At 63.4% G+C, this 13935-nt stretch carries 14 protein-coding genes; 9 read left to right on the forward strand and 5 right to left on the reverse strand.

Features of this window, described 5'->3' with window-relative positions:
• Window positions 1-33 precede the first annotated feature (33 nt).
• From mreC to K8B33_RS10925, 7 genes are all read left to right on the forward strand, one after another.
• Window positions 34-876, forward strand: coding sequence for a rod shape-determining protein MreC (gene mreC, locus K8B33_RS10895; RefSeq protein WP_223427120.1), 843 nt, complete (start codon window positions 34-36; stop codon window positions 874-876).
• Window positions 873-1364: a rod shape-determining protein MreD gene (gene mreD, locus K8B33_RS10900; RefSeq protein WP_223426354.1), complete on the forward strand. Its 492-nt coding sequence runs from the start codon at window positions 873-875 to the stop codon at window positions 1362-1364. The genes mreC and mreD overlap by 4 nt, the downstream gene beginning before the upstream one ends.
• Window positions 1364-1981 carry a Maf family protein gene (locus K8B33_RS10905; protein WP_223426355.1) on the forward strand — a complete coding sequence of 206 codons (618 nt, stop codon included), beginning with the start codon at window positions 1364-1366 and terminating at the stop codon, window positions 1979-1981. The genes mreD and K8B33_RS10905 overlap by 1 nt, the downstream gene beginning before the upstream one ends.
• A 78-nt stretch (window positions 1982-2059) precedes the next feature.
• Window positions 2060-6079 (forward strand): YhdP family phospholipid transporter, encoded by a 4020-nt coding sequence (locus K8B33_RS16225; protein WP_223426357.1) that lies wholly within the window; start codon window positions 2060-2062, stop codon window positions 6077-6079.
• Entirely contained in the window at window positions 6079-6936 is an 858-nt protein-coding gene (locus K8B33_RS10915; protein ID WP_223426358.1) for a carbon-nitrogen hydrolase family protein, read from the forward strand. Before K8B33_RS16225 ends, K8B33_RS10915 begins: the two co-directional genes overlap by 1 nt.
• The gene (tldD, locus tag K8B33_RS10920) at window positions 6929-8368 is read left to right on the forward strand and encodes a metalloprotease TldD (protein WP_223426359.1); all 1440 of its coding nucleotides are present in this window, start codon (window positions 6929-6931) and stop codon (window positions 8366-8368) included. Before K8B33_RS10915 ends, tldD begins: the two co-directional genes overlap by 8 nt.
• A 44-nt stretch (window positions 8369-8412) precedes the next feature.
• Window positions 8413-8874: a cyclic nucleotide-binding domain-containing protein gene (locus K8B33_RS10925; RefSeq protein WP_223426360.1), complete on the forward strand. Its 462-nt coding sequence runs from the start codon at window positions 8413-8415 to the stop codon at window positions 8872-8874.
• 36 nt (window positions 8875-8910) lie between these two features.
• Here K8B33_RS10925 and yjgA read toward each other — a convergent pair whose 3' ends face one another.
• Window positions 8911-9465, reverse strand: a complete 555-nt coding sequence (yjgA, locus tag K8B33_RS10930) for a ribosome biogenesis factor YjgA (RefSeq protein ID WP_223426362.1) — start codon at window positions 9463-9465, stop codon at window positions 8911-8913.
• Between the two features lie 93 nt (window positions 9466-9558).
• Between yjgA and pmbA the strand changes: the two genes are divergently transcribed.
• The gene (gene pmbA / locus K8B33_RS10935; RefSeq protein ID WP_223426364.1) at window positions 9559-10953 is read left to right on the forward strand and encodes a metalloprotease PmbA; all 1395 of its coding nucleotides are present in this window, start codon (window positions 9559-9561) and stop codon (window positions 10951-10953) included.
• A gap of 5 nt (window positions 10954-10958) precedes the next feature.
• The gene (locus K8B33_RS10940; protein ID WP_223426366.1) at window positions 10959-11867 is read left to right on the forward strand and encodes a BPSS1780 family membrane protein; all 909 of its coding nucleotides are present in this window, start codon (window positions 10959-10961) and stop codon (window positions 11865-11867) included.
• A 25-nt stretch (window positions 11868-11892) separates the two neighbouring features.
• On the opposite strand, the gene K8B33_RS10945 is transcribed toward K8B33_RS10940, so the two are convergent.
• From K8B33_RS10945 to hpf, 4 genes are read right to left on the reverse strand one after another with little or no spacing between them, the layout of a single operon-like run.
• On the reverse strand, window positions 11893-12162 hold the full coding sequence (locus tag K8B33_RS10945; protein WP_223426367.1) for an HPr family phosphocarrier protein: 270 nt from the start codon (window positions 12160-12162) through the stop codon (window positions 11893-11895).
• Between the two features lie 6 nt (window positions 12163-12168).
• The gene (rapZ, locus tag K8B33_RS10950; RefSeq protein ID WP_223426368.1) at window positions 12169-13020 is read right to left on the reverse strand and encodes an RNase adapter RapZ; all 852 of its coding nucleotides are present in this window, start codon (window positions 13018-13020) and stop codon (window positions 12169-12171) included.
• Window positions 13021-13077: 57 nt separating this feature from the next.
• The gene (gene ptsN / locus K8B33_RS10955; protein WP_223426369.1) at window positions 13078-13551 is read right to left on the reverse strand and encodes a PTS IIA-like nitrogen regulatory protein PtsN; all 474 of its coding nucleotides are present in this window, start codon (window positions 13549-13551) and stop codon (window positions 13078-13080) included.
• A gap of 43 nt (window positions 13552-13594) precedes the next feature.
• Window positions 13595-13894 carry a ribosome hibernation-promoting factor, HPF/YfiA family gene (gene hpf / locus K8B33_RS10960; protein WP_223426370.1) on the reverse strand — a complete coding sequence of 100 codons (300 nt, stop codon included), beginning with the start codon at window positions 13892-13894 and terminating at the stop codon, window positions 13595-13597.
• Window positions 13895-13935: the final 41 nt, after the last annotated feature.

The raw sequence follows: 13935 nt of genomic DNA on the forward strand, positions 1-13935 counted from the left end.
GCGCAAGGGTAAATGAGGTAAACCATTAAAGGTCTGTTTGCAGACACACCCAATCCCGGTTACCGGCTGGTTCTTGCGCTGGTGCTGGGTGCTGCCCTGATGTTGCTGGATCAGCGCAGCGATCACGTGCAGCCGCTGCGTTTCGCCATCGGTTATCTGACCGCCCCGGTACATTATCTGGCCCATGTGCCTTCGGCCATGGGTCAGTGGGCGTCCAGCCAGGCGGTGTCCCGCGCCGACCTCCAGTCTGAAAACAATCACCTCGAACGTCAGATCATGATCCTGCAGCAGCGCGTGCAGCGTCTTGCCGTGCTTGAGGCCGAGAACGTGCGGTTGCGCGAACTCCTCAATTCGTCGGCGGAGCTGGATGCCAGAGTGCTCGCGGCCGAAATCATCGGGATCGAACCGGACCCCAGTCGGCAGGAATTCGTTATCAACAAGGGGGGCCATGCGGGGGTCTATCGTGGCCAGGCCGTACTGGACGCCGGTGGGCTGCTGGGCCAGGTGGTCGACATCGGGCCACTCACAGCGCGGGTGCTGTTGATCACCGATGCGAGTCATGCCCTGTCCGTACAGGTGAACCGCAACGGTGTGCGCGCCATTCTGGCGGGCATCGGCCAGCCGGATCGGGTCAGGCTGCTGTTTGTCCCGGATACGGCAGACATCATCGAAGGCGACCTGCTGGTGAGCACCGGTCTGGATCAGCGCTTCCCGCGCGGTTACCCGGTGGCAGAGGTGATTCGCGTCGCCCATGATCCCGGTGCGCCGTTTGCCATTGTGGAAGCCCGTCCGACTGCCAATATTGATCGCGCCAGCCATGTATTGCTGGTCGAACGCGCCGCCCCCCGTCGCGAACGCGAAGGAGGGGCACAATGAGAGAGCGCGAGTCCCGTGGCACGCCTGCTGTCATTGCTACCTTTTTCATCGCGGCGCTGCTGACGGTGCTGCCGTTGCCGGAAGCGGCCTCCCTGGGGCGCCCTGAGTGGCTTTCCCTGGTGCTGATTTACTGGGTCATTGCGTTGCCGCATCGCGTCGGCGTGCTCTGGGGGTTTGCCGTCGGTCTGTTTCAGGACGTGCTGACCGGTGCAGTGCTCGGTCAGCACGCTGTTGCCCTGGCGCTGGTGGCCTATGTGGCGATTGCGGCCCACAAACGCATACGTGTGTTTCCACCGCTGCAGCAGTCCGTGGTCATCTTTCTGCTGGTGGGCACTGGCGCCCTGATGTCCTACACGGTGCAGAATGCAGTAGGGCGCGTACTGGTGCCGCCGGTGTGGGTATTGTTGCCCGCACTGGTGTCGGCCTTGCTCTGGCGTCCGACCTTCAGCCTGCTGCGCTGGACGCGTCGGCGTTTCCTGGTGCGCTGATGTCCGCGCCGTCCCTGTTTCTGGCGTCCGCCTCACCCCGGCGCACGGCACTGCTGCACCAGATTGGTGTGCCGCATACCGTCCTGGCTTTTCCCGGTATTGATGAAACGCCCCGCAGCGATGAGTCTGCGGCCGGGTACGTGCAGCGTATGGCACAGGAAAAAGCGCGAGCCGGATACCGGATGCTGGCGCCCGGACAATCGGATGATGCGGTGGTGATGGGGGCCGACACTGCCGTGATATCAGGTGATGTCATCCTGGGCAAACCGGCGGATGATGAAGAAGCGGTTGCCATGCTGACGCGGCTTTCCGGGGCCACCCATCAGGTCCTGTCAGCAGTGTGTCTTCACAGCCGGAACGCCTCCGTGGTGAAACTGTCCACGACGCAGGTGCAGTTTCGCGCGCTCGATAAAGCTGAGATCACTGCCTATGTGGCGTCCGGTGAACCCCGTGGCAAGGCCGGTGCCTACGCCATTCAGGGCTTCGGCGCGGTGCTGGTCGCGAATTTGCATGGCAGCTACAGTGGTGTGGTGGGGCTGCCGCTGGCGGAAACCCGGCAGTTGCTGCATGGGGCGGGCATCGCTTTGTGGCAGGGCGTACCGCAAGGGCAGGCGTAATGACAATGCGCAGGCTCACCCGCAAGGCAGGCCAGCGTACGCGCTATGCCGCTGCAGCGCATTCCTGAGGAGCACACAGTGACAGAAGCTGCTGGAACAGAGACTTCTGCCTCCGGACGTAAGTCAGGTGGGTTTGCTCGCCTTCGTCTGCATTTATGGTGGATCGCCGCCACCGTCCTGTTGTTGCTTGCCCTGTACATTGTGCTGGCCCGGCAATTGATGAGCATGGCGCCGGATTTCCGTGTGCCGTTACAGGATCTGCTCAGTGAGCGCTTTGATACGCCGGTGACCATCGGCGCCCTGCATGGACACATGGACGGCATGAGCCCGGTGTTCGTGTTCGACGATGTAGCGCTGTCGCCCGGGGAAGATGATGCCGCTGCGCCGCTGGTCCTGGAACGTGTCGAGTTGAGTATTTCCCCTTGGGCGTCGCTGATGGCCCGCAGCGTGCGGTTGCGGCAGCTGTGGATCAGCGGCGTCGAACTTCATCTGGTGCGCAGCGAAGACGGGGATATGCGTTTCCGTGGCCTGGAAGCCTTTCGCGGTGATCAGGTTGACAGTATGGAAGACCTGCGGGGCGTGCTGGAACAGGTTTATTTGCAGCGCCGCATCGTCCTGGATGATGTGCGGGCTCGCATAGACTGGCCCGGCATGCCGCCCCTGCGCACCGAAGACCTGTCCATCGCGCTGGTGCGTGAAGGCAAGGCGCATCAGCTCGCCGTGCGCCTCTCCGCTATTGATCGTCCTTTCGAACTGGATATGCGCCTGCATCTGCGCAGTGATGTCTACGCGCTGTCAGATATTGATGGCAGTGCCTACCTGCGTTTGCGCGGCGAAGATCTGCAGTATTGGCTGCCCGAGCAGTGGCCACTGCCGCTGCAGCCGGTCTCCGCCAACGGTCAGGTTGAGGTATGGGGGGCACTGCGCAGGGGCGAGGTAGAGAGCGCTGACGTGCTGCTGGCGACGCGGGACGTCATGTTGCGCCACCGTGAGGCCGGCGAAAGCTGGGCGCTGGACAGCCTGAACGCCAGCCTGGCAGTGCGTCGTGAGACAGACGGGTATGTGCTGCTGCTGGATGAAGTGCGGGCGCGCACAGAAAATGCCGGTGCCTTGCGTGCCGGGCCCCTGGCACTGCGCTGGGACGGCCAGCGGACCAGCGATACCCGCTGGGCCATGCGCGCCGAACAGATCAACGCAACGCGTTTGCGCGAGCAGCTGGAAGCCTGGCCTTTCCCGCTCCCGGACAATCTGCGCGCGCTGCGCCAGCGGCTGGTGGCGCTGGCGCCGTCAGGGGAGCTGGTGTCGTTGTACGTTGCCGGGCAAGGCACGCGTATCGGCGAGTTCAGCAGCCGTTTCCGGGATCTGGCGGTGGCGGCCGATGAGGGGCAGCCTGGCGTGCGGGGCGTCAGTGGCTGGTTGGCAGGTTCCCCGGACAGTGGTGTCGTGAATCTGGTCAGTCCGGCGCTGGTGCTGGATATGGGGGCGTTTTTCGAGGAGCCCATGGCGGCTTCCATCGGTGGCGCGCTGCGCTGGCAGCGCGAGATACCGAGTGCGGCCCGCACCGATGCGGACCAGAACGATGCGGACCAGAACGACGCTGATCCGGCGCCCATCGAAACTGCCCCTTCGCTGGTGATTCAGAGTGGCCTGCTGCGCGCCAGCAATGCTGATGCCTCTGCCCAGGCGATGCTGGAACTGGCACTGACCGCGCAACAGGTCCCGCACCTGAGACTGCTGGGCGAACTGACCCAGGGTGAGGCCAGCAGGGCCAGCAGTTATGTTCCGCTGGCGCGCATGGCCAGCCCCCTGCGTGACTGGTTCGCGCAGGCGTTCACCGGTGGCACCGTGGAGCGTGGCCGGTTCTTGTACGAAGGGCCGGTGAAGATCGATCCGGCACGGCAGCAAGATCGGACATTCCAGATGAGTTTTGCGGTGTCGGATTTTGATCTGCGCTTCTTGCCGGACTGGCCGCAGGTTGAGCAGATTGAGGGGACGGTGCTGGTGGACGGCGTGACAGTGCATGCCCGCGATCTGTCGGCGCGCTATCTGGGTACCCGGGTGAGCGGCGCGGATGTCGACGTGGTGGGTACGGCGCCCGGCGGTCAGCCGCGGCTGCTGCTGGATGGCGCCGTGGCGGGGCCGGCGAGCGCGCTGCAAACCCTGTTGCGTGGCACGCCAGTGAGCGCGGTGCTGCCGGCCGAGGTCGCCGACTGGGAGATTCGTGGTGGTGAGTTGGCGGGTGATCTGTCACTGCGTATTCCGCTGTCAGACCAGGGGCCGCCGTTGCAGGTCGAGGCCGAGGCGACGGTGCGGGGCGTGGGGCTGCATTCCGCCGCCCGTCGTCTCAGCGCCACGGATCTGACCGGCACGGGAGGCTTCAGCCTTGCCAATGGCCTGACCTTCTCCACGCTGACAGGCCAATTGTTTGATGCCCCGGTAACGGCCTCAGTCAGCAGCGACGGCGCGTATACCACCGTCAATGCGACCGGCAACGTGCCGGTGCCGGCCTTGCAGGATTGGCTGCAGATCAGGGCATTGGCGCCGCTGGACGGGCGCATGGCATATCGCGCTTCGTTGCGACTGCCGCGCCGTGAAGGGGGCGACGCCCCCCGCCTCCAGGTGACGAGCGATATGGAGGGTGTGTCCGTGGCGTTGCCACCGCCGCTGGGCAAGGCGGCGGCGGATTCCCTGCCCATGCAACTGACGCTGGATACCGGTGATACCAACCTGCTGACGCTCAGCCTGGCGTCGCTGGGCTCTGCCCGGCTTGAGTATGGCGATGAGGGGCTGCAGCGTGGCGCTGTCCGTCTGGGGGAGCGCATCGCTGGACTGCCGCCCTCGGGATTGCTGATAGACGGGCATACCCCGGTACTGGATCTGGCGGCCTGGCTGGGCGTGTTGCTGGGGCAGGACACCGATGGCGCAGCCCCGTTGCCGCCGTTGCGGCTGGCGCTGGATACCGACCAGCTGTTGCTGCTCAGCGAGCCGGTCGGGCCTGCCAGTTTCAGCGCCCGGCAGAATGACACTGGCTGGGAGTTGGCCCTGTTCAGCGATGCGCTGGTCGGGGAGGTGCGGGTGCCGAGCGGCTATACCCTGCGTGGTGAGCGCCCGATGGAGGTGGATATCGAGCGGCTGCGCTGGCCGCTCGCGTCGTCGGAGGCGTCGGCCGATGGTGAGGCGGCTGCTGAAGGCTCCACCGCTGAACGCGTGGTTGAGGTGGCCGTGGAGCTGGCCGGCGATGGCGCCGGTGAGTTCGTCTCGGGACTGGTATTGCAGCCCGACCCGGCAAACATGCCGGTGGCGGATTTGCGGCTGGCGAATATCACGTTGCACGGTCGTCATTTCGGTCAGTGGCAGGCGCAACTGCGGCCCCGTGCGAATGGCTTCACTGCGTCGGGCGTCCGCGGCCGCTGGCGCGAGACATCGGTCACCGGCGATCTGGACTGGGACGAGGATGACAACGGTGTGCAGCACACCCGCTTTGCCGGCAGCTTTGACAGCGGCCAGTCTGCGGATCTGTTATCGCTGTTTGACCTGACCTCGTTTCTGGAAAGCCGTGATGCCAGCGGCACCCTGGATATCGGCTGGCAGGGGTCACCGCTGGAGTTCGATTATCGACAGCTGCAGGGCACCGTATCGCTGAACGTCCGTGATGCGTTGCTGCCCAGCGCCGACCGCCGCACCTCAGCGTTGCGCTTGCTGGGGCTGGTCAATGTGGGCAATACGCTGAGCCGACGCCTGCGGCTGGATTTTTCCGATGTGGTCAGTCAGGGGCTGCTCACTGACAGTATTCGCGGCACCTTTACGCTGGATGGCTCACAGATTGATACTGACAATCTGCGCATCCGGTCACCCTCGGCGGAATTTCTGATCGCGGGCGGGTTGAATCTGGCGGACCAGACCATGGACTATGACATCGAGGTCACGCTGCCGCTGTCCAGTAACCTGTATGCCGGGTGTCTGGCGGGGCCGGCGGCCTGTGCCGGTATTTTCGTGGTGGAGCGTCTGTGGGGCGACCGCCTGGAGAAAATGACGTCCATGGATTACCGCGTATCGGGCGACTGGGATGATGCCCGCGTGGAAGAGCGAGGCCCCTGATGCGTATTGCTGCAATACAATTGTGTGCCGGCGACGATCTGCCCGCTAACCTGACGCAGGCCGCCGTCATGATCTCGGAAGCGGCGTCGGCCGGTGCCAGACTGGTGGCGTTGCCGGAGAATTTTGCCTGCTATGGTGGCGATTACCGGGCGCTGGCGATGGAGCAGGGCAGCGCACTGCCGCAGTGGCTTGCGCAGCAGGCGCGTGAGCATGACGTCTGGCTGCTGGGCGGCACCGTGCCGCTGGCAACGCGCCCGGACGGTGCACCGGTGCCCGCCCCGCGCGTCCGTACGGCATCGCTGTTACACACACCGGACGGGCAACTGGCCGCGCGCTATGACAAACTGCACCTGTTCGATGCGAATGTGCCGGACGCCCAGGGGGCCTACCGTGAGTCGGCTGTTTTCGAGCCCGGTGGCGCGCTGGTGACGGCCCGGGTGGACGACGTCGTGCTGGGCATGGCCGTCTGCTACGACCTGCGCTTTGCGGGGTTATCACGGGCCTTGGCGGATCGTGGCGCGAACCTGCTGGTGTATCCCAGCGCCTTCACAGCCGTTACCGGCGCGGCGCACTGGGAAATACTGCTGCGTGCACGGGCCATCGAGAGCGGCTGCTACGTGCTGGGCATCAACCAGTGCGGCCAGCATGGCCCGCGCCGCGCCAGCTTCGGCCATAGCATGCTGATTGATCCCTGGGGTGAGATCGTGGCAACACTCGCCGAGGCGCCGGGCGTATTGTGCGCTGACATTGATTCCGCGCGGGTGCAGGAAGTCCGGCAACGTCTGCCGGTACACCTGCACCAGCGTCTTCTGACAAGGCTTCCTGATGACATCCGTGACGACACCTGCAATGACTGATTCTCTCGCCATGGCGGAGTCCATCCTGCTGACGCCCGCCGGGCTGACCGGCACCGGGCTGGGCAGCCTGCTGGATGCTGCTCTGGCGCCCGGCGTGGATTATGCCGATCTCTATTTCCAGCACAGCCGCCATGAAGGCTGGGTGCTGGAAGACGGTGTCGTGCGTGACGCCAGCTACAATCTCGAACGCGGCACCGGGGTGCGCGTGATCAGCGGTGAGCGCACCGGGTTTGCCTACAGCGATGAAATTGCCTTGCCAGCGCTGACCCAGGCCACGCGTGCTGCCCGCGCTATCGTGCGGCAAGGCAGCCAGGGCGCCGCCCCGGCACTGCGTGCGGTGTCGCAGCCGGTGTTGTACGAGGCGTTTGATCCGCTGGCCACCTGGGCTGCGCCGCGCAAGGTGGCGTTGCTGGAGAAGCTGGACAAGCTGGCCCGCAGCCTGGATACCGCTGTGTCTGAAGTGACCGTTTCCCTGAATGCCGTGCACGATGTGGTGCTGGTGGCGGCGACCGATGGCACCTTGGCCGCCGACGTGCGGCCGCTGGTGCGGCTGAATATTTCTGTTATCGCCGAGCGTCACGGGCGCCGCGAGCGTGGCAGTGCCGGTGGCGGTGGTCGGGTCAGCTACGACTGGCTCGAAGCCGAGGGCCGCGCCGAGCACTGGACACGGGAAGCCGTGCGCCAGGCGCTGGTGAATCTGGAGGCGCAACCGGCACCGGCGGGCACTATGCCCGTGGTGCTGGGGCCGGGCTGGCCCGGCGTGCTGCTGCACGAGGCCGTGGGCCATGGCCTGGAAGGCGACTTCAATCGCAAAGGGACATCCATGTTTGCCCGGCGTATGGGCGAACAGGTTGCTTCGCCGTTGTGTACGGTAGTGGATGACGGCACCTTGCCCGGGCGGCGCGGTTCGCTGAATGTTGATGACGAAGGCACGCCGACACACTGCACGACGCTGATCGAAAAAGGGCGTCTGGTGGGCTTTATGCAGGACAAGCTCAATGCCCGATTGAGTGGCCAGGCACCCACGGGTAACGGGCGGCGCGAATCCTACGCGCACTTGCCGATGCCGCGCATGACCAATACCTATATGCTGCCCGGAGAGCATGACCCGGCGGAAATTGTCGCCTCCCTGGAGCGCGGCATCTATGCCGTCAATTTTGGTGGCGGGCAGGTGGATATCACCTCCGGCCGCTTTGTGTTTTCCACCAGCGAGGCTTACCTGGTGGAGAAGGGCAAGATCGTGGCACCGGTGCGTGGCGCAACGCTGATTGGCAGCGGCGCAGAAGTGATGCAGCAGATTTCCATGGTCGGCAACGACCTGGCGCTGGATTCCGGCATCGGTGTCTGCGGCAAGGAAGGGCAATCGGTGCCGGTGGGCGTCGGCCAGCCGACCTTGCGTGTTGATGCACTGACGGTAGGCGGCACTGCCTGAACAGGCAGATCACAGCATCAGAGTTGAAACGGGGAACCGCTGATATGTCCAATGTGGCGGAAGTGCTGGCAAGAATGCGTTTGTTTGACGGCATGATGGCGGCGGACCTGCAACAGGTCGCCAAGCTGGTGTTCGTCAATCGGTTCAGCACCGGCGACGTGGTCTGCCGCGAAGGGGATCACAGCGATTTCATGTGTTTTGTCGTGCGTGGTCGGCTGGATATCATCAAACGCGGGCAGGACGACAAGGACGTGGTCATTGCGCATTTGCATGCGGGTGATTCGCTGGGCGAGATGGCGTTGATTGATCATGAGCCGCGCTCTGCATCGGCGCTGGCAAGCGAAGAAAGCACGGTGATCGTGCTCACGCGCAAGGGCTTCGAGCAGCTGCGCAAACGCTCGCCGCAGGCTGCCCATGTGATCCTGATGAATATTGCCCGGTTGCTCAGCGGCAATTTGCGCCGCACCTCCGCACAGCTGGCGCAGTACATGTTGCCCCTGAACTAGTCCTGAACTGGTCCTGAACTGGGCTGACGGTTGATGTCAGAGGGGCGCGTTACGCTCCAGCATATTGAAGTAGTCGTAGACCTTGCGTCGTTCGCGCTGCAATTTATCCAGGGCGGCGCGGTCTTCGGGCAAGTCCGGATCAGGTTGCTTGCCTGCGGGCAGGCGGCTGGCAAAGTAGTTGCGCAGCAGATTGCGCAGATGCTGGCGGTCTGCGGCGGCATAGGTCTGCATGACCTCATCGACAATGACCTGGGCGGCCTTGCTGTTGTCGCTGCGGTCCAGACGCTCCATCCAGTCGAGCAGGCGCTTGTGGCGCAGCGGATCGTCCAGCGCGGCCAGCGCCAGTTCGATGGCATCACCGTCGGCGGCGCGCATCAGCTTGCCCACGTACTGGGCGTGGCGACGGCGCGCTTCGTGAGCGGTGATGCGCTTGCTCTCGTCGATGGCTCGTACCAGAGCATCGGTGAGGGGCAGCCGCGCACGATCGGCGGCCTTGAGATTCATGAGTTTTTCGCCGACCTCCTGCAGGGCAGACACCTCGCGCTTGAGGGCTGATTTGCTGGGCAGGTCGTCGTCGTTATACTCGTCCATACGCTATCTACTGTGGCAATTAGCCGCCAAGTTTACTCGCCCATGCCAACAAACGAAAAGACAAGTCACGAAAAGCCTCTGATATCCGCCAATATGCCGGCCAATACGCAGGTCGACAGCGCAGCACGTCCCGGTGCAGGTGCGCCCGGCGCGATAGTCGCGCTGGATGACAGCGTGCTCGAGACGCTCCGCGAGCGCGCACGCTTCGTCATTGAGGAGGCAGCAAGACAGGGCGCCACGGCGGCGGAGGTGGGCATCAGCGCCGGTGAAGGGCTGTCGGTCACGGTGCGCCTCGGTGAAGTCGAGACATTGGAATTCAATCGTGATCGTGGGGTCTCGGTGACTGTCTACGCAGGGCAGCGCAAGGGCACGGCCAGCAGCAGCGATGATGCCCCGGACAGTCTGCGTGAGACGGTCGCTGCGGCGCTGGCGATAGCGCAGCAGACGGGCCTGGATGAGCACAACGGGCTGGCGCCGCCGGAGTGGCTGGCCACCGAGGTCCCGGATCTGGATCTGTATCATCCCTGGACGCTGACGCCGGAGCAGGCCATTGCCGAGGCACAGGCCTGCGAAGCCGCCGGGCGCCGTGACCCGCGCATCATCAACTCCGAAGGCGCCACCGTGGGCAGCCATGTCAGCGCACGGGTTTACGCCAACAGCCATGGCTTTATCGGTGGCTGGCGTGGCTCGCACCACAGCCGTTCCTGCGTGCTGGTGGCGGAGCAGGATGGCGCCATGCAGCGGGATTACTGGTATGACACCCAGCGCGATGCGAGTCGGCTGGCGACGCCGGAGGCTATTGGCGCGCGGGCCGCTGAGCGCACGCTGGCGCGACTGGGCGCGACCCGGCTGGACACCGGCGAGATGCCGGTGCTGTTTGCGCCGGAAGTGGCCAAGGGGCTCATCGGACATTTCATTTCGGCCATCAGTGGCGGCGCGCTCTATCGCAATGCCTCTTTTTTGCGTGACCGGATCGACAGCCAGGTATTTCCGGAATGGGTGACAATCAGCGAGCGCCCGCATTTGCGTGGCGGCAGTGCCTCGGCACCGTTTGATACCGATGGTATTGCCACGCGTGATCAGGATTTTGTGCGCCAGGGTGTCCTGTCGCAGTATGCGCTGGGTCTTTATGCCGCACGTCGGCTGGCGCGTACGCCGACCGGCAACGGCGGTGGGGTGCGTAATCTCACCATCAGTCATGGTGCTGAGGATCAGGCGGCACTGTGCCGGCGCATGGGGCATGGTGTGCTGATCACGGAAGTCATGGGGCAAGGGGTCAATCTGGTCAGTGGCGATTACTCCCGTGGCGCGTCCGGTTTTCGGGTGGAAAATGGCGAGATCGCCGGCCCGGTGGAGGAGTTCACCATCGCCGGGCACCTGGGGGACATGTTTGCCGGCCTTCAGGCGGCAGGCTGTGATGTGGATGAAAGAGGGAATATTCACTGCGGCAGCTTGCTGCTGTCGCCGATGAAAATAGCGGGGGTATGAGTAGCATGCAGGATTATCAAGGGAATAACGGGCAACCGAACGACAGCAATCCCTACCAACAGCCGCAGGCAGATGTCATGCCGCCGCGCCCGGAGAGCACGCTGGTGATCAATGCGCCCCGCGGTCGTGATGTGGGTGCGGGCTGGCGCTGGATCAGTGATGGCTGGCGTATTTTCTGTAACGCAAAGGCGGTGGTGTTTTTCGGGGCCGTGTTGCTGTGGCTGATTTCCGGGGCGATTCAGCAGGTGCCCTTGCTGGGGATACTGGCGTCGTTCATTCTGGCGCCCGTTTTCAGCGCCGGGTTGTTGATGCTGGCGTACAACGCCGATGAGCAGCAGTCGCCACGCATCGGCAACATCTTCCGCGGCTTCCAGGAGCAGTTCACCCCGCTGTTGTTGCTGGGTCTGAGCTATCTGGGCCTGTTTCTCGGGGCGTTGATCGTCGGCGGTATCATTGGTTATCTGCTGTTTGCCGATATGTTCTCCGCCATGCTGAACATGGCAATGTCAGAGCAACCGGGTTTCCCTGGTGGTGAAGGCGTGCTGTTGCGTATGGTCCTGCTGGCACTGATTATGGCAGCGCTGTTCATTCCTGCCATGGCACTGTACTGGTTCGCGCCCGCGCTGGTGTTTTTCGGCAAGCGGCCTGTGGGCGAAGCGCTGATGATGAGTTTGCGTGGTTGCCTGAGCAACATCATGCCGATGCTCTGGTACGGCATTGCGGTGGTGCTGCTTGTCATCCTGCTGATGCTGCCGTCGCTGGTGCTGATGTTGGTAGCCGCCGCGCTGGGTGCTGGCGTGGCGGCTTATATTCTGGCCTGGCTGCCGTCGCTGGGGTTCTTTCTGGTGTTGTTTCCGGTGCTGGCGGTGAGTTACTACAGCTCCTTCCGGGATATTTATACCGACTCACTGTGAGAGCAGCGCCGGTTCTTCCTGGCGCTTATTCTTCTTCGTCGAAACGACGTGCGAACAGGTCTGTCAGCTCCGCCAGTGCGGCGCTGGCCTGTTCGCCTTCGACGCTGACCTGAACGCTGCTGCCCTTGGCGGCAGCGAGGGTCATGACGCCCATCATGTTACGCGCTTCCACTTCGCGGCCGTTGCAACGCAGCAAAATCTTTACGTCATGGCGGCAAGCGATGCTGACCACCTTGGCGGCGGCCCGCGCATGCAGTCCGAGCTTGTTGATGACCGGTAGCTCACTGTGCAGCATGGTGTGTTATTCCAGTTCCAGATGGCGTATCTGAGCGTCCCAGCCGGCTTTGCACAGACGGGCTGACAGCGCTTCCACCATATACACAGATCTGTGGCGGCCGCCGGTGCAGCCGATGGCTACCGTCATGTAAGTGCGATCATTCGCTTCATAGCGCGGCAGCCAGCGCAGTAACAGTTGTTCGATGTCATGCAGCAGGGCCGGTGTGTCGTCCTGGCTGTCGAGAAAATCGCGAATCGGTTGCTGGCGACCGTCGTAGGCGCGCAGGGTGGGGTCCCAGTGCGGGTTGGGCAGCATGCGCACGTCAAAGACCAGATCCGCATCTGGTGGCACGCCGTTCTTGAAGCCGAAAGATTCCACCAGCAAGGACAGGCGTCCGCCGCGCTGCACGACCCGGTCACGGATCATGTTGCGCAGGGTGTGCGGGTCCATGCTGCTGGTATCGATGGTCAGATCAGCATGGTTCTGAATGCTGCCAAGCAGCTCACCTTCATGGCGGATTGCCTCTGAGAGCGACATGTCCTGAGCGCTGAGCGGGTGGCGTCGCCGCGTGGCGCTGAAGCGCTTGAGCAGGGTGTCGTGATCCGCATCCAGATAGATGACCTCGCACTTGATGCCCTGCTCGCGTACCGCTTCCAGAAGCTCCGTGAAACGGGGCAACTGGCTGCGCAGGTTACGGGCATCAATACCAACGGCAATACGCTGTATTTCAGCGTTCTCTTCCTGCAGCTGCTTTGCCAGGACGGGCAGCAGGCCAAGGGGAAGGTTGTCGACGCAATAAAAACCCAGATCCTCCAGCGCCTGGAGGGCGGTGCTTTTACCGGAGCCGGAGCGGCCGCTGAGGATAACCAGTTTCATGTGTGCTGCGCCGGTATCGGCGCCCTCATTCATGTTTCGGGGCTGGGACAGGGCGGCTCAGGAGGCGAGCTGCAACTCGGCTTCGGAATCAATGGCCGTCCGGAACAGCTGCTCTGCGGAGGTAGCTTTGCGCAGGTCATTGCGGAAGCTGGGCTCATTGAACAGTGCGGCAAGGTGGCTGAGTGTCTTGAGGTGCTGCTCGGGATTCTCCTCCGGCACCAGCAGGACAAAGACCAGATCCACGGGCCGTGCATCCACGGCATCAAAGTCGATGGCCTCATCCAGACTGACCAGCAGCCCGATGGGTTTGTCGCATGATGACAGCCGGCAGTGGGGGATGGCGATGCCTTCCCCGATGCCGGTACTGCCCAGGCGTTCACGCGCAATCAGGGCTTCGAAGACTTCCTGTTCCTGCAGGCCGACGTTGCCCTGGCTGGCCAGTTCGGCGACCTGATCAAGCAGGCGCTTCTTGCTGACGCCCTGCAGGTGATGGTGGGTTCTCTCCGGTGTAAGTAATTCCCTGACGCGCATGATTGATGCCTGATGTGTGCAGTGACTGATGTGTGCAATGAAGTCAGTGGCCGTGATTCCGGTTGACCGACTTTTCCTTGTGCTTGAGGATCTGTCGGTCCAGTTTGTCCGTCAGCATATCAATGGCGGCATACATGTCACCGGCTTCTGCGGTGGCGAACACCTCGCCCCCGGCAATGCGAACTGTCGATTCGGCCTTGTGTGTCTTGGGCTCCGGCGAAAGGATCACCTGGATGCTGGTAATGTGTTCGAAGTGGCGTTCAAGGCGGGTGAATTTCTCATTGACGTACTCGCGCAGGGCGTCCGTGATATCCAGGTGATGACCGCTGATATTGATCTGCATGGCTGACTCCTGTACCTGGTTCAGTTAACCGGCTTCTGCGT

The sequence above is a fragment of the Alcanivorax limicola genome (genome assembly GCF_019931215.1).
Taxonomy (GTDB): domain Bacteria; phylum Pseudomonadota; class Gammaproteobacteria; order Pseudomonadales; family Alcanivoracaceae; genus Isoalcanivorax; species Isoalcanivorax limicola.

Excerpts from the sequence above, each read along its gene's own strand:
- K8B33_RS10945 (WP_223426367.1), bottom strand. The coding sequence starts at position 12,162 with ATGCTGCACAGTGAGCTACCGGTCATCAACAAGCTCGGACTGCATGCG.
- yjgA (WP_223426362.1), bottom strand. The coding sequence starts at position 9,465 with ATGGACGAGTATAACGACGACGACCTGCCCAGCAAATCAGCCCTCAAG.
- K8B33_RS10905 (WP_223426355.1), top strand. The coding sequence starts at position 1,364 with ATGTCCGCGCCGTCCCTGTTTCTGGCGTCCGCCTCACCCCGGCGCACG.
- ptsN (WP_223426369.1), bottom strand. The coding sequence starts at position 13,551 with ATGCGCGTCAGGGAATTACTTACACCGGAGAGAACCCACCATCACCTG.
- K8B33_RS10915 (WP_223426358.1), top strand. The coding sequence starts at position 6,079 with ATGCGTATTGCTGCAATACAATTGTGTGCCGGCGACGATCTGCCCGCT.
- K8B33_RS10925 (WP_223426360.1), top strand. The coding sequence starts at position 8,413 with ATGTCCAATGTGGCGGAAGTGCTGGCAAGAATGCGTTTGTTTGACGGC.
- rapZ (WP_223426368.1), bottom strand. The coding sequence starts at position 13,020 with ATGAAACTGGTTATCCTCAGCGGCCGCTCCGGCTCCGGTAAAAGCACC.
- mreD (WP_223426354.1), top strand. The coding sequence starts at position 873 with ATGAGAGAGCGCGAGTCCCGTGGCACGCCTGCTGTCATTGCTACCTTT.
- hpf (WP_223426370.1), bottom strand. The coding sequence starts at position 13,894 with ATGCAGATCAATATCAGCGGTCATCACCTGGATATCACGGACGCCCTG.
- tldD (WP_223426359.1), top strand. The coding sequence starts at position 6,929 with ATGACTGATTCTCTCGCCATGGCGGAGTCCATCCTGCTGACGCCCGCC.
- pmbA (WP_223426364.1), top strand. The coding sequence starts at position 9,559 with ATGCCGGCCAATACGCAGGTCGACAGCGCAGCACGTCCCGGTGCAGGT.
- K8B33_RS10940 (WP_223426366.1), top strand. The coding sequence starts at position 10,959 with ATGCAGGATTATCAAGGGAATAACGGGCAACCGAACGACAGCAATCCC.